This window comes from Zestomonas ipomoeae (genome assembly GCF_057128665.1).
Map to the genome: position 1 here is coordinate 44,713 of NZ_JBSKHQ010000005.1, position 22,124 is coordinate 66,836.

18 protein-coding genes are annotated in these 22,124 nt (G+C 65.2%); 15 read left to right on the forward strand and 3 right to left on the reverse strand.

The genetic code is table 11. The features are described from left to right. The first annotated feature begins 4 nt into the window (after positions 1-4). From ACWKV7_RS08220 to ACWKV7_RS08245, 6 genes are all read left to right on the forward strand, one after another. Positions 5-1,258, forward strand: coding sequence for an ABC transporter substrate-binding protein (locus ACWKV7_RS08220; protein ID WP_483857175.1), 1,254 nt, complete (start codon positions 5-7; stop codon positions 1,256-1,258). Positions 1,259-1,428: 170 nt separating this feature from the next. Next, the gene (locus ACWKV7_RS08225; protein WP_483857176.1) at positions 1,429-2,337 is read left to right on the forward strand and encodes a carbohydrate ABC transporter permease; all 909 of its coding nucleotides are present in this window, start codon (positions 1,429-1,431) and stop codon (positions 2,335-2,337) included. Beyond that, positions 2,330-3,163 (forward strand): carbohydrate ABC transporter permease, encoded by an 834-nt coding sequence (locus tag ACWKV7_RS08230; RefSeq protein ID WP_483857177.1) that lies wholly within the window; start codon positions 2,330-2,332, stop codon positions 3,161-3,163. The genes ACWKV7_RS08225 and ACWKV7_RS08230 overlap by 8 nt, the downstream gene beginning before the upstream one ends. Positions 3,164-3,173: 10 nt before the next feature. Beyond that, positions 3,174-4,337, forward strand: a complete 1,164-nt coding sequence (locus ACWKV7_RS08235) for an ABC transporter ATP-binding protein (protein WP_483857178.1) — start codon at positions 3,174-3,176, stop codon at positions 4,335-4,337. A 228-nt stretch (positions 4,338-4,565) separates the two neighbouring features. Continuing rightward, the gene (locus ACWKV7_RS08240) at positions 4,566-5,771 is read left to right on the forward strand and encodes a carbohydrate porin (RefSeq protein WP_483857179.1); all 1,206 of its coding nucleotides are present in this window, start codon (positions 4,566-4,568) and stop codon (positions 5,769-5,771) included. Between the two features lie 102 nt (positions 5,772-5,873). Beyond that, positions 5,874-6,731, forward strand: a complete 858-nt coding sequence (locus ACWKV7_RS08245) for an aldose epimerase family protein (RefSeq protein WP_483857180.1) — start codon at positions 5,874-5,876, stop codon at positions 6,729-6,731. 151 nt (positions 6,732-6,882) lie between these two features. Here the strand turns inward: ACWKV7_RS08245 and treR are convergent, their stop codons facing one another. Beyond that, entirely contained in the window at positions 6,883-7,587 is a 705-nt protein-coding gene (gene treR / locus ACWKV7_RS08250) for a trehalose operon repressor (RefSeq protein WP_483857181.1), read from the reverse strand. A 200-nt stretch (positions 7,588-7,787) separates the two neighbouring features. Between treR and treP the strand changes: the two genes are divergently transcribed. From treP to rluB, 9 genes are all read left to right on the forward strand, one after another. Continuing rightward, positions 7,788-9,230 (forward strand): PTS system trehalose-specific EIIBC component, encoded by a 1,443-nt coding sequence (gene treP / locus ACWKV7_RS08255; RefSeq protein ID WP_483857182.1) that lies wholly within the window; start codon positions 7,788-7,790, stop codon positions 9,228-9,230. 62 nt (positions 9,231-9,292) lie between these two features. After that, positions 9,293-10,942: an alpha,alpha-phosphotrehalase gene (gene treC / locus ACWKV7_RS08260; protein ID WP_483857183.1), complete on the forward strand. Its 1,650-nt coding sequence runs from the start codon at positions 9,293-9,295 to the stop codon at positions 10,940-10,942. Between the two features lie 283 nt (positions 10,943-11,225). Continuing rightward, complete coding sequence (locus tag ACWKV7_RS08265) at positions 11,226-12,431, forward strand: carbohydrate porin (protein WP_483857184.1); 1,206 nt, start codon at positions 11,226-11,228, stop codon at positions 12,429-12,431. A 65-nt stretch (positions 12,432-12,496) separates the two neighbouring features. After that, the gene (ptsP, locus tag ACWKV7_RS08270) at positions 12,497-15,046 is read left to right on the forward strand and encodes a phosphoenolpyruvate--protein phosphotransferase (RefSeq protein ID WP_483857185.1); all 2,550 of its coding nucleotides are present in this window, start codon (positions 12,497-12,499) and stop codon (positions 15,044-15,046) included. After that, on the forward strand, positions 15,039-15,329 hold the full coding sequence (locus ACWKV7_RS08275; RefSeq protein ID WP_483857186.1) for a PTS sugar transporter subunit IIB: 291 nt from the start codon (positions 15,039-15,041) through the stop codon (positions 15,327-15,329). Before ptsP ends, ACWKV7_RS08275 begins: the two co-directional genes overlap by 8 nt. A gap of 402 nt (positions 15,330-15,731) precedes the next feature. Continuing rightward, positions 15,732-17,201 (forward strand): glucose-6-phosphate dehydrogenase, encoded by a 1,470-nt coding sequence (gene zwf, locus ACWKV7_RS08280; protein ID WP_483857187.1) that lies wholly within the window; start codon positions 15,732-15,734, stop codon positions 17,199-17,201. Next, entirely contained in the window at positions 17,188-17,904 is a 717-nt protein-coding gene (gene pgl / locus ACWKV7_RS08285; RefSeq protein ID WP_483857188.1) for a 6-phosphogluconolactonase, read from the forward strand. Before zwf ends, pgl begins: the two co-directional genes overlap by 14 nt. 18 nt (positions 17,905-17,922) lie before the next feature. After that, positions 17,923-18,567, forward strand: a complete 645-nt coding sequence (locus ACWKV7_RS08290) for a bifunctional 4-hydroxy-2-oxoglutarate aldolase/2-dehydro-3-deoxy-phosphogluconate aldolase (RefSeq protein ID WP_483857189.1) — start codon at positions 17,923-17,925, stop codon at positions 18,565-18,567. 252 nt (positions 18,568-18,819) lie between these two features. Next, positions 18,820-20,103 (forward strand): 23S rRNA pseudouridine(2605) synthase RluB, encoded by a 1,284-nt coding sequence (gene rluB / locus ACWKV7_RS08295; protein WP_483857190.1) that lies wholly within the window; start codon positions 18,820-18,822, stop codon positions 20,101-20,103. Positions 20,104-20,160: 57 nt separating this feature from the next. Here rluB and ACWKV7_RS08300 read toward each other — a convergent pair whose 3' ends face one another. Both ACWKV7_RS08300 and ACWKV7_RS08305 read right to left on the reverse strand, forming a co-directional pair. Then, positions 20,161-21,087, reverse strand: coding sequence for a GGDEF domain-containing protein (locus ACWKV7_RS08300; RefSeq protein ID WP_483857191.1), 927 nt, complete (start codon positions 21,085-21,087; stop codon positions 20,161-20,163). A 262-nt stretch (positions 21,088-21,349) separates the two neighbouring features. After that, positions 21,350-22,090: a YciK family oxidoreductase gene (locus tag ACWKV7_RS08305; RefSeq protein WP_483857192.1), complete on the reverse strand. Its 741-nt coding sequence runs from the start codon at positions 22,088-22,090 to the stop codon at positions 21,350-21,352. Between the last annotated feature and the right edge of the window lie 34 nt (positions 22,091-22,124).

Here is a 22,124-nt window from a genome sequence, read left to right on the forward strand (position 1 = left end):
CTTCATGAAAGCGATCCATCGCCTGGCCACTGCCATTTCACTTGCTTCCCTGCTGCCATTCGCTGCCCAAGCCGGCGAGGTCGAAGTGCTGCACTGGTGGACCTCGGGTGGCGAAAAGCGTGCTGCCGATACCCTCAAGCAACTGGTGGAGAAGCAGGGCCATACCTGGAAGGATTTCGCCGTGGCCGGCGGCGGTGGCGAAGCCGCCATGACCGTGCTGAAGACCCGTGCGGTATCCGGTAATCCGCCTGCCGCTGCCCAGATCAAGGGTCCCGACATTCAGGAGTGGGGCGAGCTGGGCCTGCTGGCCGACCTCAACGAGGTGGCCGAGAAAGCCAAGTGGGACGAGCTGTTGCCCAAGCAGGTCGCCGCCGTGATGAAGTACGACGGCGACTACGTGGCCGTGCCGGTCAACGTGCATCGAGTGAACTGGCTGTGGATCAACCCTGAGGTGTTCAAGAAGGCTGGCGCCACGCCGCCGAAGACCCTCGACGAATTCTTCGCCGCCGCCGACAAGCTCAAGGCCGCCGGCTTCATGCCCATCGCCCATGGCGGCCAGCCCTGGCAGGACGGCACCGTGTTCGAAGACCTGGCGTTGAGCATTCTCGGCCCGGAAGACTTTCACAAGGCGTTCGTCGACCTGGACAAGGATGTGCTGACCGGGCCGAAGATGGTCGAGGCGTTCGCTGCGCTGAAGAAGCTGCGTGGCTATGTCGATGCCGACGCCGCCGGACGCGACTGGAACAGCGCCACCGCGATGGTCATCAACGGCAAGGCCGGCATGCAGATCATGGGCGACTGGGCCAAGAGCGAATTCACCGCCGCCGGCAAGGTGGCCGGGCAGGACTATGAATGCCTGGCATTCCCCGGTACCCAGGGCAGCTTCGCCTACAACATTGATTCCCTGGCCATGTTCAAGCTGAGCCGTGAGGAAGACCGCAAGGCGCAGCTCGACCTGGCGCGCACCGTGCTGGAGCCGGAGTTCCAGGAAGTCTTCAACCAGAACAAGGGCTCCATCCCGGTCCGCCTGGACCAGGACATGAGCAACTTCGACGCCTGCGCGCAGAAGTCCATGACCGACTTCAAGCAGGCGGCGCAAGGCCCCGGCCTGCAACCGAGCCTGGCCCACGGCATGGCGGCCTCCAGCTACGTGCAGGGCGCGGTGTTCGACGTGGTCACCAACTTCTTCAACGATCCGAAAGCCGACCCGCAGAAGGCTGCCCAGCAACTGGCGGCGGCGATCCAGGCGGTGCAGTAAGGCATTCGCGACCGCCGTGCGGCGGTCGCTTTCGGAAACCCGCCGGCTCATAGCTTCCAACCCCAGGTGCATGCCCTCCGGTACGCACCGCGGGATCGGCCGCGCCGCTTTTACCCCTCTCCCGGAGGGAGGGGGGGCTAATCGTGCAACCCGCATCAACGGAGTCATCCATGAGTTCAACCGCGGTCTTCGCCAAGCCTTCCCCGCTGGACGCCTTGCAGCGCTGGCTGCCGAAGCTGGTCCTGGCGCCGAGCATGCTGATCGTGCTGGTCGGTTTCTACGGCTACATCCTCTGGACCTTCCTGCTGTCGTTCACCAACTCGCGCTTCATGCCCAGTTACAAATGGGTGGGCCTGCAGCAATACGCGCGCCTGTGGGACAACGACCGCTGGTGGGTGGCCAGCCAGAACCTGCTGGTGTTCGGCGGCCTGTTCATCGCCGTCAGCCTGGCGATCGGCGTGCTCCTCGCCGTGCTGCTGGACCAGCGCATCCGCCGCGAAGGCGCGATCCGCACCATCTACCTGTACCCCATGGCGCTGTCGATGATCGTCACCGGTACCGCCTGGAAGTGGCTGCTCAACCCCGGCCTGGGCCTGGACAAGCTGTTGCGCGACTGGGGCTGGGAGGGTTTTCGCTTCGACTGGCTGGTGGACCCGGACCGGGTCGTCTACTGCCTGGTGATCGCCGCCGTGTGGCAGTCCTCCGGTTTCGTCATGGCGCTGTTCCTCGCCGGCCTTCGCGGGGTCGACCAGTCGATCATCCGTGCGGCCCAGGTGGACGGCGCCAGCCTGCCGAGCATCTACCTGCGCATCGTGCTGCCGAGCCTGCGGCCGGTGTTCTTCAGCGCGCTGATGATCCTCGCGCATATCGCCATCAAGAGCTTCGACCTGGTGGCGGCGATGACCGCCGGCGGCCCAGGCTACTCCTCCGACCTGCCGGCCATGTTCATGTATGCCCATACCTTCACCCGCGGCCAGATGGGCCTCGGCGCCGCCAGCGCGATCCTGATGCTCGGCGCGGTGCTGGCGATCCTGGTGCCGTACCTCTACTCGGAACTGAGGAACAAGCGCCATGACTAGTCGTCCCCTGAGCATCAGCCGTCTGGCGATCTACGCGACCCTGCTCGGCGCCGCCGCGCTCTACCTGGTGCCGCTGGTGGTCATGCTGCTGACCAGCTTCAAGACCCCGGCCGACATTCGCAGCGGCAACCTGCTGTCCTGGCCGGAGGTGTTCACCGCCATCGGCTGGATCAAGGCCTGGGATGGCGTCGGCGGGTTCTTCTGGAATTCGGTGAAGATCACCGTGCCGGCGGTGCTGATCTCCACCATGCTCGGCGCGCTGAACGGTTATGTGCTGTCCATGTGGCGCTTCAAGGGCTCGCAGCTGTTCTTCGGCCTGCTGCTGTTCGGTTGCTTCCTGCCGTTCCAGGTGGTGCTGCTGCCGGCATCCTTCACCCTGGGCCAGCTCGGCCTGGCCAATACCACGCCGGGGCTGGTGCTGATCCACGTGGTTTACGGCCTGGCCTTCACCACCCTGTTCTTCCGCAACTTCTACGTCAGCATCCCCGACGCTCTGGTGCGCGCGGCCCGGCTGGACGGGGCGGGGTTCTTCACCATCTTCGGCCGCATCCTGCTGCCGATGTCGGTGCCGATCATCATGGTCTGCCTGATCTGGCAGTTCACCCAGATCTGGAACGACTTCCTGTTCGGCGTGGTATTCGCCAGCGGCGATACCCAGCCGATCACCGTGGCCCTGAACAACCTGGTGAACACCAGCACCGGGGCCAAGGAATACAACGTCGACATGGCCGCGGCGATGATCGCCGGGCTGCCCACGCTGGTGGTCTACGTACTGGCCGGCAAGTACTTCCTGCGCGGGCTGACCGCCGGCGCCGTCAAAGGTTGAGGTAACGCAAATGGCAACGCTCGAACTGCGCAACGTGCACAAGTCCTATGGCAGCGGCCTGGCGGACACCCTGAAGAACATCAACATCCGGATCGACTCCGGCGAGTTCCTGATCCTGGTCGGCCCTTCCGGGTGCGGCAAGTCGACCCTGATGAACTGCATCGCCGGGCTGGAGGAAATCACCGGCGGCGAGATCCTGGTGGACGACGCCGACATCAGCGGCGTGAGCCCGAAGAACCGCGACATCGCCATGGTGTTCCAGTCCTACGCGCTGTACCCGACCATGAGCGTGCGCGACAACATTGCCTTCGGCCTGAGGATGCGCAAGGTGCCGGCGGCACAGATCGACGCCGAAGTGGAGCGGGTCGCCAAATTGCTGCAGATCGAGCACCTCTTGGCGCGCAAGCCGTCCCAACTGTCCGGCGGCCAGCAGCAGCGCGTGGCCATGGGCCGGGCCCTGGCGCGGCGGCCGAAGATCTATCTGTTCGACGAGCCGCTGTCGAACCTCGACGCCAAGCTGCGAGTCGAAATGCGCACCGAGATCAAGTTGATGCACCAGCGGCTCAAGACCACCACGGTCTATGTCACGCACGACCAGATCGAGGCCATGACCCTCGGCGATAAAGTGGCGGTGATGAAGGATGGCATCATCCAGCAGTTCGGTACTCCCCAGCAGATCTACAACGATCCGGCCAACCTGTTCGTGGCGAGCTTCATCGGCTCGCCGCCGATGAATTTCATTCCCCTGCGCGTCCAGCAGCGCGACGGTCAGTGGCTGGCGCTGCTTGACAGCGGTCAGGCGCGCTGCGAGTTGCCGTTGTATCCGGCGCAGGGCGAAGCCCTGGAGGGGCGTGAGGTCATTCTCGGTATTCGCCCCGAGCAAATCGCTGTGGCCGCGGATGGCGAGACCCAGCCGGGCAGCGTGCGTGCCGAGGTGGAAGTGACCGAGCCCACCGGTCCGGACACCCTGGTGTTCGTCAGCCTCAACCAGACCAAGGTCTGCTGTCGCTTGGCGCCGGATGCGGCGCCGCGGGTCGGGGAAAGCATCGGGCTGCAATTCGATCCGGCCAAGGTGCTGTTGTTCGATGCGCAGAGCGGCGAGCGGCTGGCGTTGCGCGGTCAGCCGCAGTCCTCCGCGGCTGCGGCCAAGGTGGCGCAATTCAAGCCGCGCTAGGAGGCGATGGCACGGAAAAACCCTGTAGGGGCGAATTTATTCGCCAGAAGTGCGCCGGCAGGCGAATGAATTCGCCCCTACAGAAGAAGGCCGGTGAGACCGGGCAGCCTGCTGTCTTGCCGAGCCCGGACGAGCGATCGGGAGTGCGCCCAGCGTGCTCCGTGGGAGTACTGATCGCACAGGGATGTGCACAAAGCAGCAAACAATAAAAACAAAGCGGAGCAGCGAATGAAGACAACAAGAAACCTAACCCTGGCGTTGGCCCTTGCCGGCCTGCCGTTGTCCAGTCAGGCCCTGGAGTTCAGCGGCTACCTGCGCAGCGGCGTGGGCGACTCGGTCAACAGCGACGAGCAGTCCTGTTTCAAACTGCCCGGCGCGCAGAGCAAGTACCGCCTGGGTAACGAATGCGAGCACTACGCCGAGCTCGATCTGCGCCAGGACCTGTTCACCTTCGACGACGGCTCCGTGCTCAGCATCGAGGGTATGGCGGCGCTGTACAACCAGTACGACCATTCGCTGAAATTCACCGGCGACCATGGCTTCGCCCGGATGAACCAGGCCTACCTGGAGTGGAGCAAGGTGCCGGCGCTCAATGGCGGTTCGCTGTGGGCCGGCCGACGCTTCTACAAGCGCAACGACATCCACATCTCCGACTTCTACTACTGGAACCAGAGCGCCACCGGCGCCGGCATCGAGGACTACGAACTGGGCGGGCTGAAATACAGCTACGCCTTCTCGCGCAAGGACAGCGTGTTCCAGGAAGCCTACATCAACCGCCATGATTTCAACGTCGGCGGCTTCGACACCAACCCTGGCGGCGAGCTGGAGTTCGGCCTGAGCTACATCGACAAGCCGGATTCCCGCGATGCCCACAGCGGCTGGGCGTTCACCGCGCAGCACACCCAGAGCGACTTCCTTGGCGGCAAGAACAAGTTCGCCGTGCAGTACGGCAAGGGTCCGGGCACCGGCCTGGGCTACACCGGCGACGTCACCCTGGATCGCGACAACACCAGCTGGCGGGTGGTCGAGTTCTTCGATTGGCAGATGACGCCGCGCTTCGGTGGCCAGTTCGAGGTGGTCTACCAGAAGGACAAGCGCGACGGTGGCGGCGACCAGGACTGGATCTCCGTCGGCGTGCGGCCAAGCTACGCCTTTACCGAGCAGTTCAAGCTGGTTACCGAGCTGGGGCATGACCAGGTGGATGCCGCCGACGGCACGCGCAAGCTGAGCAAGTTCACCATCGCCCCGACCTGGTCGCCGAGCGGGCCGGGCTTCTGGGCGCGCCCGGAAATCCGCCTGTACTACACCTATGCCTCCTGGAACCAGGCGGCGCAGGACGCGGCCGGCCCTGGCGATGCGCTGTCGGACACCGGCGCCTTCGGCAATGCCCGCCACGGTTCCAACTTCGGCGTGCAAGTCGAGCACTGGTGGTAAGGGTCGCTACCCACGGCAATAGAGGCGGGCCATGACTGCGGAGGTCCTCGGACTTTCGCGGGCGTGGCCCGCTTCCCGCTCTCCGGGCATCGGGTCGCCTCCGTGAAGTCGCCTGGAGAGCATCCGCTCGCCGGATTCTTTCCGTTGCCCATGGGGCAGGTATACGCCTGGGCGCAATGCCAAGGGCGCGAGTTGCTGCTGATCGAGCATGCCTGTTTCCGCGCAGCTTTCAGTCGCCAGGGGGCGCAACTGCTGCACTTCCAGCCCAGTGGCGAGCGTCCCTTGCTCTGGTGCGCGGAACAGTGGCCGAAGCTCGGCGCCATTCGCGGGGGAATCGCCGTGTGCTGGCCGTGGTTCGGTCTTCATCCCCAGCAGGCCGGTTGGCCTGCCCACGGCTGGGCCCGTCTGGCTGACTGGACGCTGGACGTGCTTGAAACCGAGGTGGATTCGGTGCGGCTGACCTGGCGGCTCGACCTGCACGACTGGCAGGCACGTCTGGAAGTCGAGTTGGGGCAGGGCCTGTGCGTGCGCCTGATCAGTCGTCACCAGGACCGCCAGCCCTGCCTGCTCAGCCAGGGCCTGCAGCCTTATTGGCGCGTTTCCAATGTGTCCAGGGTGCGGTTGTTCGGCCTGGAGGGTTTCTCGGGCACCGATCGCCAGACCGGGCAGGTGCGGCGGCGCATACAGCCGCTGCGGGCGCATCTGGGCATCGAGCGCCTCTATAGGCACTGCGGTTCGCTGACCCTGCATGACCCCCTTTGGCGTCGTGCCCTGCATATCCGCAAAGCCGACAGCGGCGGGACCCTGGTGCTGCATCCGGGCAACCGCATCATCGGCGAGGTCGGCTTTGCCGAGGCGCTGGGCTTTCTTTGTGTCGGCGGGACCGCAGGCGAGGACAATCGCCTGGCTCTGGAACCAGGACAGGAGGCGCGCCTGGAGCTGCGGGCGGGGTTGGAATGACGGGGCCAGTGCGGCCCGTAGGTTGGTGCTGAGTCTGCGAAGCCCAACACCCGGTGCGCGGAACCTGCTTGCCGAGTGTCATGGGAACGCTGGGCATTCCTCGTTGGGCTTCGCTTCGCTCAACGCCAACCTACGGCGTGCGGGGGGGGGCTCAACGCCGTGCCACATCGGAGAAATAGAACTTGTCCAGGGTATGCCGCGATTCGGTGTATTCGAACTGGCGGCCGTCCTGCAGGAAGGTATGGTTCTTGATCACGATGACATGGCCGAGGCCGTCGAGGTCCAGGTACTGGCGGTCGTCCCTGCTGCAGCGCTGGGCCTCGATGACCCGCTGGGCGTAGCTGATGTTCAGGCCCAGTTGCCCTTCGATGTACTCGTAGATCGAGCCCTGGGCGATCTCTACGCTGAGGCCGGGAATGAGGTCGTCGACGAAGTGGTTGATATCGAGGATCTCGCGCTTGCCCTCGATGCGACGGACCCGCTTGATCTGTGTGATCAGGCTGCCCTCGGCGCCGTGCAGATGCTCCAGCAGCGGGCCCTCCAGCGGCACCTGGCGGAAGTCCACCACCTCGGTGGTGATGCGGTTGCCCAGGCGCTGGTGGATTTCCTGAAAGCTGACGATGCCGCCGAGCTGCAACTCGATATGGCTCGGCGCCAGGACGAAGGCGCCCTTGCCGTGCATCTTCTGCACGAAGCCGCGCTCCTGAAGCATCTCGATGGCCTTGCGCACGGTGCCCCGGCTGGACTGGTAGCTGTCCATCAGCTCGCTCTCGGAGGGCAGGCGAGCGCCCTTGGGCAGGCGTTCGGCAGTGATCTCGGCGAGCAGATCGGTATAGATCTGGTTGTATTTGCTCATGGCGATCCGGCCCTTGGTCTGCAGGCGCGTCCTGGCGCGCCGATAAAAGCCTGGAACGTTACAGAGAGCGCCTGCGCTTTGTCCATTCGTCGGGCCTGTCATTGGCTCGTCTATACGAGTTGTTGCCTTAACTCGTATGTACGAGTAATCTCACCCTCGGCATGCTGCCAATAACAAAAACCTCATCGACAGGAAAAAGCATGAGCCAGGACTACAAGCAATCCGCCGCCGAGATCCTCGAAGCGCTCGGTGGAGCGGACAACCTCGAACAGGCTGCCCACTGCGTCACCCGTCTACGCCTGACCCTCAAGGATCAAAGCCAGGTCAACGCCGCCCGGCTGTCCCAGGTGGAGCTGGTCAAGGGCAGCTTCGTCACCGGTGGCGTGTTCCAGATCGTCATCGGCCCCGGCGAGGTGGAGCGCGTCTACGCTGCGCTGCGTGAGCTGACCGGCCTGGCCGCCGCCAGCATCGCCGACGTCAAGAACCAGGGCGCCGCCAAGGGCAACGCCATGCAGCGCCTGGTGCGAGTGTTCTCCGATGTATTCATGCCGATCCTGCCGGCGATCATCGTGGCCGGCCTGCTGATGGGCATCAACAACCTGCTCGGCGCCGAGGGCATGTTCATCGAGGGCAAGACCCTGTTGGCGGCCTATCCGAATCTGGAAGGCCTGTGGCAGCTGATCAACATGATGGCCAACACGTCCTTCGTGTTCCTCCCGGCGCTGGTCGGCTGGTCGGCGGCCAAGCGCTTCGGCGGTAGCGAGATCCTCGGCATCGTGCTCGGCTTGCTGCTGGTCCACCCGGACCTGCTCAACGCCTGGAACTATGGCAAGGCAGTGGCCGGCCTGGAGGGCGCGAGCCTGCCGTACTTCGATATCTTCGGCCTGTTCAAGATCGAGAAGGTCGGCTACCAGGGGCAGATCCTGCCGATCCTGCTGGCGACCTGGGTGATGAGCCAGATCGAGATGTGGCTGCGTGCCCGCGTGCCGAACGCCATTCAGTTGCTGGTGGTGCCGATCACCACCATCGTCATCACTGGCGTGCTGGCCCTGGCGGTGATCGGCCCGATCACCCGTCACCTGGGCATCCTGATCACCGAGGGCATGGTGCATCTGTTCGAGCTGGCGCCGCTGCTCGGCGGGCTGATCTTCGGCACCCTCTACGCTCCGCTGGTGGTCACCGGCATGCACCACATGTTCATTGCCGTCGACCTACAGCTGATTTCCAGCAGCGGCGGCACCTTCATCTGGCCGATGATCGTGATGTCCAACGTGGCCCAGGGCAGTGCGGCGCTGGCGGTATTCTGCGCCACGCGCAACGCCCGCGAACGCAGCATGGCTTCCACCTCGGCGATCTCCGCCTACTTCGGCATCACCGAGCCGGCGATGTTCGGCGTCAACCTGCGCTACAAGTTCCCGTTCTACTCGGCGCTGTGCGGTTCGGCGGCCGGCTGCATCTTCCTCTCGCTGAGCAAGGTCAAGGCGGCAGCCATCGGCGTCGGCGGGCTGCCGGGGTTCATCTCGATCATTCCGCAGCACATCCCGGTGTTCATGGTCGGCATGTTGATCGCCATCGTCGTGCCCTTCGTCCTCACCTACGGCCTCAGCCGTCGCATCATCCTGCCCGGCTACCGGGTGGCGTGAGTCCAGCGGGGCGGCCGCCGGCCGCCCCTGATCCAACTCGCAATCGAATCAGGAAACCTGCAATGCAAGACTGGAAGCGCTCGGTGGTCTACCAGATCTACCCGAAGAGCTTTTGCAGCCACGCCGGCGGTGCCACCGGCGACCTGCTGGGTGTGGTCGACAAGCTCGACTACCTGCAGTGGCTGGGCGTGGACTACCTGTGGCTGACGCCGTTCCTGCAATCGCCGCAGCGCGACAACGGCTATGACATCAGCGACTACTACGCCATCGACCCCAGCTACGGCAGCATGGCCGACTTCGACCGGCTGGTCGCCGAGGCCGGCAAGCGCGGCATTCGCCTGATGATGGACATCGTGGTCAGCCACACCTCCATCGAGCACCCCTGGTTCCAGCAGGCGCGGCAGGGCCGCGACAACCCGTATCGCGACTTCTATATCTGGCGCGACACGCCGAACAACTGGCAATCCAAGTTCGGCGGCTCGGCCTGGGAGTACGACGCGGTCAGCGGCCAGTACTACCTGCACCTGTTCGACCGCAGCCAGGCCGACCTCAACTGGGACAACCCGCGGGTGCGTGCGGAAGTCTTCAAGATGATGCGCTTCTGGCGCGACAAGGGCGTCGGCAGCTTCCGCCTGGATGTGATCAACCTGATCTCCAAGCCCCACGACTTTCCCGACGGCGACTGCGATGGCCGGCGCTTCTATACCGATGGCCCACGGGTGCATGAGTACCTGCAGCAGATGAACCGCGAGGTGTTCGACGGCCATCCGGTGATCAGCGTTGGCGAGATGTCTTCCACCACCCTGGAACACTGCATCCGCTACTCCCATCCGGAGTCCCGCGAACTGTCGATGACCTTCAACTTCCATCACCTGAAGGTGGATTACCCAGGGCAGCAGAAGTGGGTCTATGCCGATTTCGACTTCGTCGAGCTCAAGCGCATCCTCTCCGACTGGCAGACCGGCATGCAGCAGGGCGGCGGCTGGAACGCGCTGTTCTGGTGTAACCACGACCAGCCGCGGGTGGTGTCGCGCTTCGGCGACGACGGTGAGCACCGCGTGCGCTCGGCGAAGATGCTCGCCACCGCGTTGCATTTCCTGCAGGGCACACCCTACGTCTACCAGGGCGAGGAGATCGGCATGACCGATCCCGGTTTCGCCGATATCCGCCAGTACCGCGACGTCGAGACCCTGAACATTCACCGCCTCAAGCTGGAAGCCGGTGTGCCGGAAGCCGAGATCATGGCGGCGATCCGCCAGAAGTCCCGTGACAACGCGCGCACGCCAATGCAGTGGAACGCCGGGGCCAACGCCGGCTTCAGTCGCGCCCAGCCGTGGATCGAGCTGGCGCCCAATTACCCGCAGATCAACGTCGAAGCGGCCCTGGCCGACCCCGACTCGGTGCTGCATCACTACCGCCGGTTGATCGCCCTGCGCAAGGCCGAGCCGCTGCTCACCAGCGGCGAATACCGCTGCCTGCTGCTCGAACATCCCCAGGTGTGGGCTTACCTGCGCGAGGGCGAAGGGGAGCGGCTGTTGGTGGTGAATAACTTCTACGCCGCCCATTGCGAAGTGCGCTTGCCTGACAACGCATTGCCGGCCGGCTGTAACCAGCGCCTGCTGATCGGCAACTACCCGGACTGCCCGCCGCGGGACACCTGCCTGTACCTGCGGCCCTACGAGTCCTTCGTCCTGCATCTGGAGGACCTGTAGGGGCGAACTCGTTCGCCCGGCGGAGCCTGGCTAGGCGAATAGATTCGCCCCTACACGACGCTAGCCCGGAGTCCCGACGCAATCCGAGAGGCTTTCGAAGAGTGGGCTAGTGGCCAGGAGGCCACAGATGTAGGGGCGAATTCATTCGCCCGAGGGAGCCTGGATGGGCGAACGAATTCGCCTCTACACAGCTGTAGTCCGGATCGGCTTTGGCCAATCCGGAAAAACCAAGCCCGGCCCTTCGCAAAGGCCGGGCTCACAACAACAAAAAAGCGGAGCAGCAATGACAACAACAAGAAACCTCACCCTGGCCCTGGTGCTCGCCGGGCTGCCCTTGAGCGGCCATGCCCTGGAATTTTCCGGCTACCTGCGTAGCGGTGTCGGCGATTCGGTCAACAGCGACGAGCAGTCCTGCTTCAAACTGCCCGGTGCCCAGACCAAGTACCGCCTGGGCAACGAATGCGAACACTACGCCGAACTCGATCTGCGCCAGGACCTGTTCACCCTCGACGACGGTTCGGTGATCAGCGTCGAAGGCATGGCCTCGCTGTACAACGCCTATCATCACTCGCTGAAGTTCACCGGCGATTATGGCTCCGCGCGCATGCCGCAGATGTTCGCCCAGTGGAGCAAGATCCCGGCGTTGAATAACGGCTCGCTGTGGGCCGGCCGCCGCTACTACAAGCGCAACGACATCCACATCTCCGACTTCTACTACTGGAACCAGAGCGCCACCGGTGCCGGCATCGAGGATGTGGAACTGGGCGGGCTGAAGTACAGCTACGCCTTCTCGCGCAAGGACAATCTCTGGCAGGAAGCCTACGTCAACCGCCACGACTTCAACGTCAGCGGCTTTACCCCCAATGCCGGCGGCGCCCTGGAGTTCGGCCTGAGCTACATCGACAAGCCGGATTCCCGCGATGCCCACAGCGGCTGGGCGTTCACCGCGCAGCACACCCAGAGCGACTTCCTCGGCGGCAGGAACAAGTTCGCCGTGCAGTACGGCAAGGGTCCGGGCACCGGCCTGGGCTACACCGGCGACGTCACCCTGGACCGCGACAACACCAGTTGGCGGGTGGTCGAGTTCTTCGATTGGCAGTTGACGCCGCGCTTCGGCGGCCAGTTCGAGGTGGTCTACCAGAAGGACAAGCGCGACGGTGGCGCTGACCAGGACTGGATCTCCGTGGGCGTGCGGCCGACCTATGCCTTCACCGAGCAGTTCAAGCTGGTCACCGAACTCGGCCATGACCAGGTGGATGCCGCCGATGGCACGCGCAAGCTGAGCAAATTCACCATTGCCCCGACCTGGTCGCCAAACGGCCCCGCGTTCTGGGCCCGCCCGGAAATTCGTCTGTACTACACCTATGCGGTATGGAACCAGGCGGCCCAGGACGCTGCCGGCCCCGGCGATGCGCTGTCGGATACCGGCGCCTTCGGCAATGCCCGCCACGGTTCCAACTTCGGCGCGCAGGTCGAGTACTGGTGGTGACAACCCGGAGGTCGGCGGGTTGCTCCGCCGGCCTTCGCCTGACAAGAACAGCAGCAGGTGACGCTATGCCCGCAAGCCAAACCCTGGAACTGCTCGCACCCCTCTCGGGGCTGCTGGTTCCACTCGAACAGGTTCCCGATCCGGTGTTCGCCGGCAAACTCGTCGGCGACGGAATCTCCATCGATCCCACCTCGCAAACCCTCTGCGCGCCGCTGGCTGGCGTGGTCGGGCAGGTGCAGGCTTCCGGTCACGCCTTGAGCGTGATCGGCGAGCAGGGCGTCGAGGTGCTGATGCACATCGGCCTGGATACCGTGCAGCTGGCCGGGCAGGGATTTCGCTGCCTGGTGACCAATGGCGAACGGGTGGCGGCGGGGCAGCCGCTGATCGAGTTCGACGCCGACCACATCGCCCTGAATGCCCGCAGCCTGCTGACCCAGGTGCTGGTGGTCAACGGCGAGCGGGTCGCCGCTTATGTGCCGGCAAGCGGATTGGTCGAGTGCGGCCAGCCGGCGCTGCGCCTGACCCTGGCCGATCCCGCCGTGCCGGCGGTGACGCTGGAGCAGGGCGGCGCCCTGCATCTGTCGGGGCCGGTCGCGGTGCCCAATCCCAGCGGCCTGCATGCGCGGCCGGCGGCCACGCTGGCTCACGCCGCCAAGGCTTTTGCCGCGCGCATTACCCTGCACAAGGGGGAGGTCGAGGCCAACGCCAAGTCGCTGGTGGCGATCATGGCGCTGGAAGTGGCCTGCGGCGATGTGCTGGAAGTGCGCGCGGTCGGCGTGGACGCCGAGCAGGCGGTGGCCAGCCTGCGCGAGCTGATCGCCGAAGGCTGTGGCGAAAGCGGCGCCGCTGCCGAGCAGCTAGCCGACGCGGCTCCCGTTGCCATCGCGGCAGCGGCGGATGAGGGTGGGCCTCTGCGTGGCGTGTGCGCTTCGCCGGGGCTGGCGCTAGGTGTGGCGGTGCAGATTGCCGAGCCGGAGCTGGAAGTGGAAGAGCAGGGCCAGGGCGAGGCGACCGAGCGGCTGGCCTTGCGCAAAGGGCTGAGCAGCGCCTGGGAAGAACTCGCCACGTTACGCCTGGCCCAGGCGGGCGGCCCGCAGGCGGAAATCTTCCAGGCCCATCAGGAACTGCTCGAGGACCCGGATCTGCTGGAGCAGGCCGAGGCGCTGATCGTGCAGGGCAAGAGCGCGGCGTTCGCCTGGCAGAGCGCCTGTCGCTCCACCGCCGAGCGCCTGGCCGGCCTGCACAGCGCCCTGCTGGCCGAGCGCGCCCAGGACCTGCGCGATGTTGGTCGGCGTGTGCTCAAATGCCTGCTTGGCGTGCAGGACGGCCCGCTGGAGCTGCCGGAGCAGGCGATCCTGATCGCCGATCAACTGACGCCGTCGCAAACCGCCGGCCTGGATACGCGCAAGGTGCTGGGCCTGGCCACCGTCGGCGGCGGGCCCACCAGTCACGTGGCGATCCTTGCCCGCGCGCTGAACATTCCCGCGCTGTGCGGTCTGCCGGCGCGGGTTCTGGAACTGGCCAACGGCACCCCTGTACTGCTGGATGCCATCGGTGGCGAACTGCAGGTCGCGCCGAGCGCCGTCGAGATCGACGCCGTGCGCGCCGCGCAGAAGGCCCAGCAGCATCGCCAGCGCCAGGAGCACGATGCGGCCGCGCAGCCGGCGGTGACCCGCGATGGCTGTCGCATCGAGGTGTCGGCCAACGTCGCCTCGCTGGATGAGGTACGTGAGGCGCTGCGCCTGGGCGGAGAAGGTGTCGGTCTGCTGCGTTCGGAGTTCCTCTATTTGCACCGCGACGCCGCGCCTGGCCTGCAGGAGCAGCGCGATACCTATGCCGCCATCGCCGAAGCGCTGGGGCCGCAACGCAACCTGATCGTGCGCACCCTGGATGTCGGCGGCGACAAGCCGTTGTCCTACGTGCCGATGGCGGCGGAAGAAAACCCCTTTCTCGGCATGCGCGGCATCCGCCTGTGCCTGGAACGTCCGGACTTGCTGCGGGATCAGTTGCGCGCGGTACTCGGTGCAGCCGGCAAGGCCCGTTTGCACCTGATGCTGCCGATGGTCGCCAGCCTTGAGGAGTTGCGCCAGGTTCGCGCCATGCTGGAGGTGGAGGCCGCTGCCCTTGGCGTTGCCGAGTTGCCCAAGCTCGGCATCATGATCGAAGTGCCGGCCGCCGCATTGCTCGCCGAGCAATTCGCCGCCGAGGCGGACTTCTTTTCCATCGGCACCAACGATCTCACCCAGTACTGCCTGGCCATGGACCGTGGCCATCCGCGCCTGGCCAGCCAGGCCGATGCCCTGCATCCGGGTGTGCTGCGCCTGATCGAACTCACCGTGCGCGGTGCCCATGTCCATGGCAAGTGGGTTGGCGTCTGCGGCGGGCTGGCCTCCGAGCCGTTGGCGGTGCCGCTGTTGCTGGGGCTGGGGGTCGACGAACTGTCGGTCAGCGTGCCGGCGATCCCGGCAATCAAGGCCGCCGTGCGCCGCCAGCGCCTGAGCGAGTGCCAGGCCCTGGTCCGAGAGGTGCTGGCGCTTGGTACGACCGCCCAGGTCCGCCAGCGTCTGCAGATCGCGGCGCAAAGCATGTGCGAGAGGAGCACCGAATATGTTTGAGCGAGTCAATGCCTGGTTCTGGAAAGCCCTCACTCCCGACCTGGTACCGGATGAAAGCCAGGCCGCATCCTTGGGGCTGGCTCCGGAAATGATCGCCGCTCTCGGCGGGCCGGCCAACGTGAAGTCCTGCCAGCCGGTGGCGCTGACCCGCCTGCGCGTGGAGCTGCGCGATACTGGCCTGTTGCAAAGCGCTGCCCTCGGCCCCGCGGGCGTGCAAGCAGTGATGCCGCTGGAAAACGGTGTGGTCCATCTGTTGTTGGGCGTGCCCAGCGCCAATGCCTAAACCCGCACGTTGGGTGAGGGGGCGTAGGTTGGGTTGAGGTACGAAGCCCAACAGAGCGGAGCTCGGCGGCCATTCCGCAGGTAGGCGCTGCGCTGGAATGTTGGGCTTCGTCGCTACGCACTTCAACGCCAACCTACGATTTCACCCTTGCGGTGCCGTAGGTTGGGTTGAGGCACGAAGCCCAACAAAGCGGAGCCAGGCGGCTATCCCAAGCGCTTCTGCGATTCCCGTTCCCCGGCCGGGAGAATTGCAGCCCATTGCCGGTCTCTTCCCTATAGGAACGGCTCGTAGCAATACCGAGAAAATGCCCCTGACAAAATGTTGTATTTTTACTACTTTGCAGGCTTAATGCTCGAAAGCGATCGGTGTTGACTTCTTATAACTTGCTAATAGAACGAATATATGCCCGCGATTAAGGTTGATTCCTGCACCCTTGCCCTGTTCGGCGCCCTCGGCGACCTGGCCCTGCGCAAGCTGTTTCCCGCGCTCTACCAGCTCGACCGAGCCGGCCTGTTGCACGACGACACGCGCATCCTGGCGCTGGCCCGCGATGCCGGCGAGCCAGGCAAGTACCTGGCCCAGATCGAAGAGCACCTGCGCCGCCATGTACCGGCCAAGGAGCTCGAAGCCGCCTCGCTGCAACGTTTCCAGGCTCGCCTTAGCTACCTGACCATGGACTTCCGTCGCGCCGAGGACTACGCCGTCCTGTCTGAGCAGGCCGTTGGCAGTGAAACGCTGATCGCCTATTTCGCCACGCCGGCATCGGTGTATGGCTCGATCTGCGAAAACCTCGCCGCTGTCGGCCTCGCTGACAACACGCGGGTGGTACTGGAGAAGCCCATCGGCCATGACCTGGAGTCCTCGCGCACGGTCAACGATGCTGTGGCCCGTTACTTCCCGGAAAGCCGCATCTATCGCATCGACCACTACCTGGGCAAGGAAACGGTGCAGAACCTCATCGCCCTGCGCTTCGCCAACAGTCTGTTCGAGACCCAGTGGAACCAGCACCACATCTCCCACGTGGAAATCACCGTGGCCGAGAAGGTCGGTATCGAAGGGCGCTGGGGCTACTTCGACCAGGCCGGACAGTTGCGCGACATGGTGCAGAACCACCTGCTGCAACTGCTCTGCCTGATCGCCATGGACCCGCCCAGCGACCTGTCGGCCGACAGCATTCGCGACGAGAAGGTGAAGGTGCTCAAGGCGCTGGCGCCGATCACTGCCGAAGGCCTGAGTCGTCACGTGGTGCGCGGGCAGTACGTGGCCGGCAGCATCGACGGCAAGCCGGCGCCCGGCTACCTGGAAGAAGAGAACTCCAACACCGAGAGCGACACCGAAACCTTCGTCGCCCTGCGGGCGGACATTCGCAACTGGCGCTGGAGTGGCGTGCCCTTCTACCTGCGTACCGGCAAGCGCATGCCGCAGAAGCTGTCGCAGATCGTCATCCACTTCAAGGAACCGCCGTTCTACATCTTCGCCCCCGAGCAGCGTGCGCTGATCAGCAACAAGCTGATCATCCGCCTGCAGCCGGACGAAGGCATTTCCCTGCAGGTGATGACCAAGGACCAGGGGCTGGACAAGGGCATGCACCTGCGCAGCGGCCCGCTGCAACTGAGTTTTTCCGAAACCTACAAGAGCGCGCGCATTCCCGATGCCTACGAGCGGCTGCTGCTGGAGCTGATGCAGGGCAACCAGTACCTGTTCGTGCGCAAGGACGAGGTCGAATACGCCTGGCACTGGTGCGACCAACTGATCGAGGGCTGGCAGCAGTTGGGCGACAAGCCCAAGCCCTACGCCGCCGGTAGCTGGGGGCCAGTCGCCTCCATCGCGCTCATCACTCGAGATGGGAGGTCCTGGTATGGCGATCTGTGACATCGAACTACCCACCGGGGTGGTCGCCCACAGCCTGAGCGACGCCGCGCAACACGCCGATGCCCTCGCCAAAGCGGTGGCCGGCGCGCTGCGTACGGCCATCGACGCCCACGGCACGGCAAGCCTGGTGGTTTCCGGCGGGCGCAGCCCGATTGCGTTCTTCGAGCGCCTGGCCGAGCAGGAACTGGACTGGCCAAAGGTGCTGGTCAGCCTGGCCGATGAGCGCTGGGTGCCGGTCGAGCATGGCGACAGCAACGAGGGGCTGGTGCGCCGCCACTTGCTGCGCGGCAATGCCGCCGAGGCGCGCTTCCTCGGCTTGTACCGGCCGACGCCGACCCTGGATGAGTCCGCCACGCTCGCCGACCAGGCGCTGGCCGAACTGCCGCAGCCCATCGACGTGCTGGTGCTGGGCATGGGCGACGACGGTCATACCGCCTCGCTGTTCCCCAACAGCCCGAACCTGGCCAGTGCCTTGCAGCCAGGCTGTGCGCGCCGCTGTCTGCCGATGCAGGCGCCCAGCGTGCCGCGCCAGCGGCTGACGCTGACCTTGCCGGTCCTGGCTTCCGCCCACCTGCCGCTGCTGGCGATCCAGGGCGAAGCCAAGCTCGACACCCTGCGGGCCGCGTTGGCGGGCGAAGACGTGCTGGAAATGCCGATCCGCGCCTTCCTGCATCATCCCTTGGAGATTTACTGGTGCCCTTGAGGCCCTGAGATTATCGCTATGAACATGGCCGACAAAATCACCCGAATCGACGAAATCTGCGAGCGCGCCCGCATCCTCCCGGTGATCGTCATCCAGCGCGAGGAGCACATCCTGCCGCTGGCCGATGCGCTGGCCGCCGGTGGCTTGCGCACCCTGGAAATCACCCTGCGTTCGGCCCATGGTCTGACTGCTATTCGCCGCTTGCGCGAGGAGCGTCCCGACCTCTGCGTGGGTGCCGGTACGGTGCTGGACACGCAGATGCTGGCCGATGCCGAGGCTGCCGGCGCCCAGTTCATCGTCACCCCCGGCAGTACCGACGCGTTGCTGCGTGCCAGCCTCGACAGCGAGGTGCCTCTGCTGCCCGGCATCGGTACTGCCTCCGAGCTGATGCAGGGCTATGCCCTTGGCTATCGCCGCTTCAAGCTGTTCCCAGCCGAGATCTGCGGCGGCGTCGCCGCGCTCAAGGCGCTCGGTGGCCCCTTCCCGGGCGTGCGCTTCTGCCCCACCGGCGGCGTCAATGCCGCCAATGCCCGCAGCTACATGGACCAGCCCAACGTGATGTGCGTCGGCGGTACCTGGATGCTCGACAGCGCCTGGATCGAGCGCGGCGACTGGGCCCAGATCGAACGACGCAGTGCCGAGGCCCTGGCCCTGTTTCCCTGAACCCTCGTAAGGTGTTTGCCCGCTTCGGTTGAACGGCTCCGAAGCGGGTTTTTTTATTTGTCGGGCTGCGCGCCGTAGGGGCGAATGTATTCGCCTTGCTTGGCTCGCCCGGACGAATGATTCGCCCCTGCCGGACAGCATCCGGGCAGCGCTAGCGTTCCCACGCTAATCTGAATCCCGTGCGCCTTGTCGGCGATACGCGTATCATCCGCGCCCCATTCAATCGGAACTGCCACACCGGGAGGTGCCCAGATGACCGAACATACAGACAATCCCTCAAGCCCCTACGGCGAAAAGCTGCAGAAGGTCCTGGCCCGCCTCGGGCTGGCCTCGCGCCGTGACGTCGAGGCCTGGATCAGCGAAGGCCGGGTCAAGGTCAACGGCGTCGCCGCCAGCCTCGGCCAGCGCGTCGGCCCGCGGGACGCCATCGCCATCGACGGCCGGCTGATCAAGCGCGAGGAAGTGGCGGAGCATGTCCGCCGCGTGCTGATCTACAACAAGCCGGAAGGCGAAATCTGCACCCGGGACGATCCTGAAGGCCGGCCCACCGTTTTCGATCGACTGCCGCGACCGAAGGAAGGGCGCTGGATCAATATCGGCCGGCTCGACATCAACACCACCGGCCTGCTGCTGTTCACCACCGACGGCGAACTGGCCAACCGCTTGATGCATCCGTCCTACCAGATGGATCGGGAGTACGCCGTGCGGGTGCGCGGCGAAGTCACCGAGGAAATGATCGAACAACTGAAGACCGGCGTGATGCTGGAGGACGGCCCGGCGCGCTTTACCGATATCAAGGAAGCCCCAGGCGGCGAAGGCTTCAACCACTGGTACCACTGCGTGGTGATGGAAGGTCGCAACCGCGAGGTGCGCCGCCTGTGGGAATCCCAGGGGTTGGTGGTCAGTCGCCTGAAGCGCGTGCGCTTCGGTCCGGTCTTCCTGACCTCCGAGCTGAGCATGGGACGCTGGCGCGAAATGTCGCAGCAGGAAGTCGACATTCTCAGCGAAGAGGTCGGCCTCAAGCCGGTGGCTCTGCCGGGCATGAAGGAGAAGCTGCGCGATCGCCTTGACCGCATGCAGCGCAAGTCCGCCAAGCCGGTGCCGCGTGGTCGTGCGCCGCGTCAGGAGGAAGGCGAGCGCCCAGCCCGTGCGCCGCGAGCCCATGAAGACCGCCCGACGCGCGCTCCGCGCAAGAACGACGAGCGTCCCGCCCGTGTCTTGCGCGACGAGCACGGCAAGCCGATGCGCCCTGCGCGGGAGGGCGAGCGCGCGCCGCGCAGCCAGGATGGCCGGCCGGCACGCGCACCGCGCCAGTCGGACGACCGCCCGGTACGCGCTCCCCAGGGCGAGCGCAAGCAGGGCACGCCGCTGGCGGAGCGGCCGAGCAATGTGAATAAGAAGCGCCCGGCCAAGCAGGAGCGTGCCACCCCCGAGCTGGCCGATCGGCCGGCGCGCAAGCCCAAGCCGGCCCCGGCCAAGCGTCGCGGGCCTCCGGCGGGGGAGGGGCAGCGTCCGGGGTTTGGTCGCAAGCGCTGAGACGGCAAAAACGAAAAAGGGGCTCCAGAGAGCCCCTTTTTCGTGTCCGGCGTTTGCTCAGCCGGCCATGGTCAGGCGATTGCGTCCGTTGCGCTTGGCGACATAGAGCGCGTTGTCGGCGCGACGCAGCAGGCTCTCCACCGATTCGGCCGGCAGCAGGGTGGCGCAGCCAAGGCTGATCGACAGATCGACCGGTTTCGCCTGTACCAGGTACTGCAGTTCGAGCACCGCCATGCGCAGGCGCTCGCCCACCATGGAAGCGGATTCGCGGCAGGTATTGGACAGCAGCACGAGGAACTCCTCGCCGCCGTAGCGGAACACCATGTCGACGTTGCGCAACTGGTTCTTCAGTGCGGTTGCCACCGCCTTGAGTACCTCGTCACCGGTGCTGTGGCCGTAGGCGTCGTTGATCTGCTTGAAATGGTCCAGGTCGAGCATCAGCACCGACAGCGGCTGCAGGTGACGGCGCGCCATGTCCACTTCACGGCTAAGAATCTGTTCCATGGCGATGCGGTTGCCGGTGCCGGTCAGCGGGTCGCGCAGGGAAGTCTGGATGGCTGCCCGGTACAGCAGCGCGTTGCGCAGCGGGAACAACAGGCAGGCCAGCAGGGATTCCAGTTGCGAGAGCTCTTCTTCGTTGAAACGCTGGTTGCGGCGGAAGACCAGCTCGCCGAGGTATTCGCCTTCGTTGCTCAGGCGGTAGCCGGCCGAGTGGCTGGCGCGCGCGCCGAATTCCAGGCGCATGTCGTAGGCCGAGTGCTGGTAGGCCAGGCTGTCCAGGGGCACCAGGCGCTGCACTTCATGGAGGAACAGGTCGAGAATGCGCTCTACGTCCAGGCTGGTCTGCAGTTGCAGGCTGAGCTGGCGGTGCAATTCGGCCAGGCTGACGGGTTGCAATGCATTGCGCCGGCTGCTGGCAAAGCCCAGCCGCTGCAGCTTGGCCGCATCGAAATCGATGGTATTGGTCTGAGTTGGCTGAACCATGCATTGAACCTCTGGCGCATAATGCGACGACGACAGCAGTCCTCTAGCGAATTCCATGCCAGGGAATCTTCCGTCTAAAAAGGTCTTATCAATCAGTTGGTTATGCATGTTCCGCAGTCCCGGACGGCAAAGGCTTGCCGAGTACTTGACGTGACAGATGGCAAATTGCTGCCGCTTGCGGATGGGTCGTCGGAAAACTGGCGTGGAACGGCTCGAGTGACCATCGAGCATCGGCGGCCGCAATGGCCGCCGGGAGGGAAGGCTACTGCGCGTCGAAGGCCTGTCCGTTGACGCCGGTGCTGTCCGGGCCCATCAGGTACAAATAGACCGGCATGATCGCTTGTGGTTCCGGGTTGCTGGCCGGGTTTTCCCCGGGATACGCCTGGGCGCGCATGTCGGTGCGGGTGGCGCCCGGGTTGACACTGTTGGCGCGCACGGCACAGGTGCCGTCCAGTTCGTCCGCGAGGGTCTGCATCAGCCCCTCGGTGGCGAACTTGGAGACCGCGTAGGCCCCCCAGTAGGCGCGGCCCTTGCGGCCGACACTGCTGGAAGTGAACACCACCGAGGCGTCGCTCGACAGCTTGAGCAGCGGCAGCATGGTGCTGGTGAGCATGAACATCGCGTTGACGTTGACCTGCATGACGCGCATGAAGTTTTCCCCGGACAACTGCTCCAGCGGCGTGCGAGGGCCGAGGATGGACGCGTTGTGCAGCAGCCCGTCGAGGCGGCCGAACTCGCGCTCGACGGTGGCGGCCAGTTCGTCGTACTGGTGCGGAAGCGCGGTTTCCAGGTTGAACGGAATCACCACCGGCTGCGCATGGCCGGCCGCCTCGATTTCATCGTAGACCTGGTTGAGCGAGGCTTCGGTCTTGCCCAGCAGCAGCACGGTAGCGCCGTGGGCGGCGAAGGTCTTGGCGGCGGCGGCGCCGATCCCGCGGCCGGCTCCGGTGACCAGAATCACCCGGTCCTTAAGCAGGTCGGGGCGGGCGGAATATTGGAACATCTTCTTCTCCTTCGCAGAGCGGCAAGCCGGAGTC

Excerpts from the sequence above, each read along its gene's own strand:
- ACWKV7_RS08305 (WP_483857192.1), bottom strand. The coding sequence starts at position 22,090 with ATGTTCCAATATTCCGCCCGCCCCGACCTGCTTAAGGACCGGGTGATT.
- treC (WP_483857183.1), top strand. The coding sequence starts at position 9,293 with ATGCAAGACTGGAAGCGCTCGGTGGTCTACCAGATCTACCCGAAGAGC.
- ACWKV7_RS08220 (WP_483857175.1), top strand. The coding sequence starts at position 5 with ATGAAAGCGATCCATCGCCTGGCCACTGCCATTTCACTTGCTTCCCTG.
- rluB (WP_483857190.1), top strand. The coding sequence starts at position 18,820 with ATGACCGAACATACAGACAATCCCTCAAGCCCCTACGGCGAAAAGCTG.
- ACWKV7_RS08240 (WP_483857179.1), top strand. The coding sequence starts at position 4,566 with ATGAAGACAACAAGAAACCTAACCCTGGCGTTGGCCCTTGCCGGCCTG.
- treR (WP_483857181.1), bottom strand. The coding sequence starts at position 7,587 with ATGAGCAAATACAACCAGATCTATACCGATCTGCTCGCCGAGATCACT.
- ACWKV7_RS08275 (WP_483857186.1), top strand. The coding sequence starts at position 15,039 with ATGTTTGAGCGAGTCAATGCCTGGTTCTGGAAAGCCCTCACTCCCGAC.
- ACWKV7_RS08235 (WP_483857178.1), top strand. The coding sequence starts at position 3,174 with ATGGCAACGCTCGAACTGCGCAACGTGCACAAGTCCTATGGCAGCGGC.
- ACWKV7_RS08230 (WP_483857177.1), top strand. The coding sequence starts at position 2,330 with ATGACTAGTCGTCCCCTGAGCATCAGCCGTCTGGCGATCTACGCGACC.
- ptsP (WP_483857185.1), top strand. The coding sequence starts at position 12,497 with ATGCCCGCAAGCCAAACCCTGGAACTGCTCGCACCCCTCTCGGGGCTG.
- ACWKV7_RS08225 (WP_483857176.1), top strand. The coding sequence starts at position 1,429 with ATGAGTTCAACCGCGGTCTTCGCCAAGCCTTCCCCGCTGGACGCCTTG.
- pgl (WP_483857188.1), top strand. The coding sequence starts at position 17,188 with ATGGCGATCTGTGACATCGAACTACCCACCGGGGTGGTCGCCCACAGC.
- ACWKV7_RS08300 (WP_483857191.1), bottom strand. The coding sequence starts at position 21,087 with ATGGTTCAGCCAACTCAGACCAATACCATCGATTTCGATGCGGCCAAG.
- ACWKV7_RS08290 (WP_483857189.1), top strand. The coding sequence starts at position 17,923 with ATGAACATGGCCGACAAAATCACCCGAATCGACGAAATCTGCGAGCGC.
- zwf (WP_483857187.1), top strand. The coding sequence starts at position 15,732 with ATGCCCGCGATTAAGGTTGATTCCTGCACCCTTGCCCTGTTCGGCGCC.
- ACWKV7_RS08265 (WP_483857184.1), top strand. The coding sequence starts at position 11,226 with ATGACAACAACAAGAAACCTCACCCTGGCCCTGGTGCTCGCCGGGCTG.
- treP (WP_483857182.1), top strand. The coding sequence starts at position 7,788 with ATGAGCCAGGACTACAAGCAATCCGCCGCCGAGATCCTCGAAGCGCTC.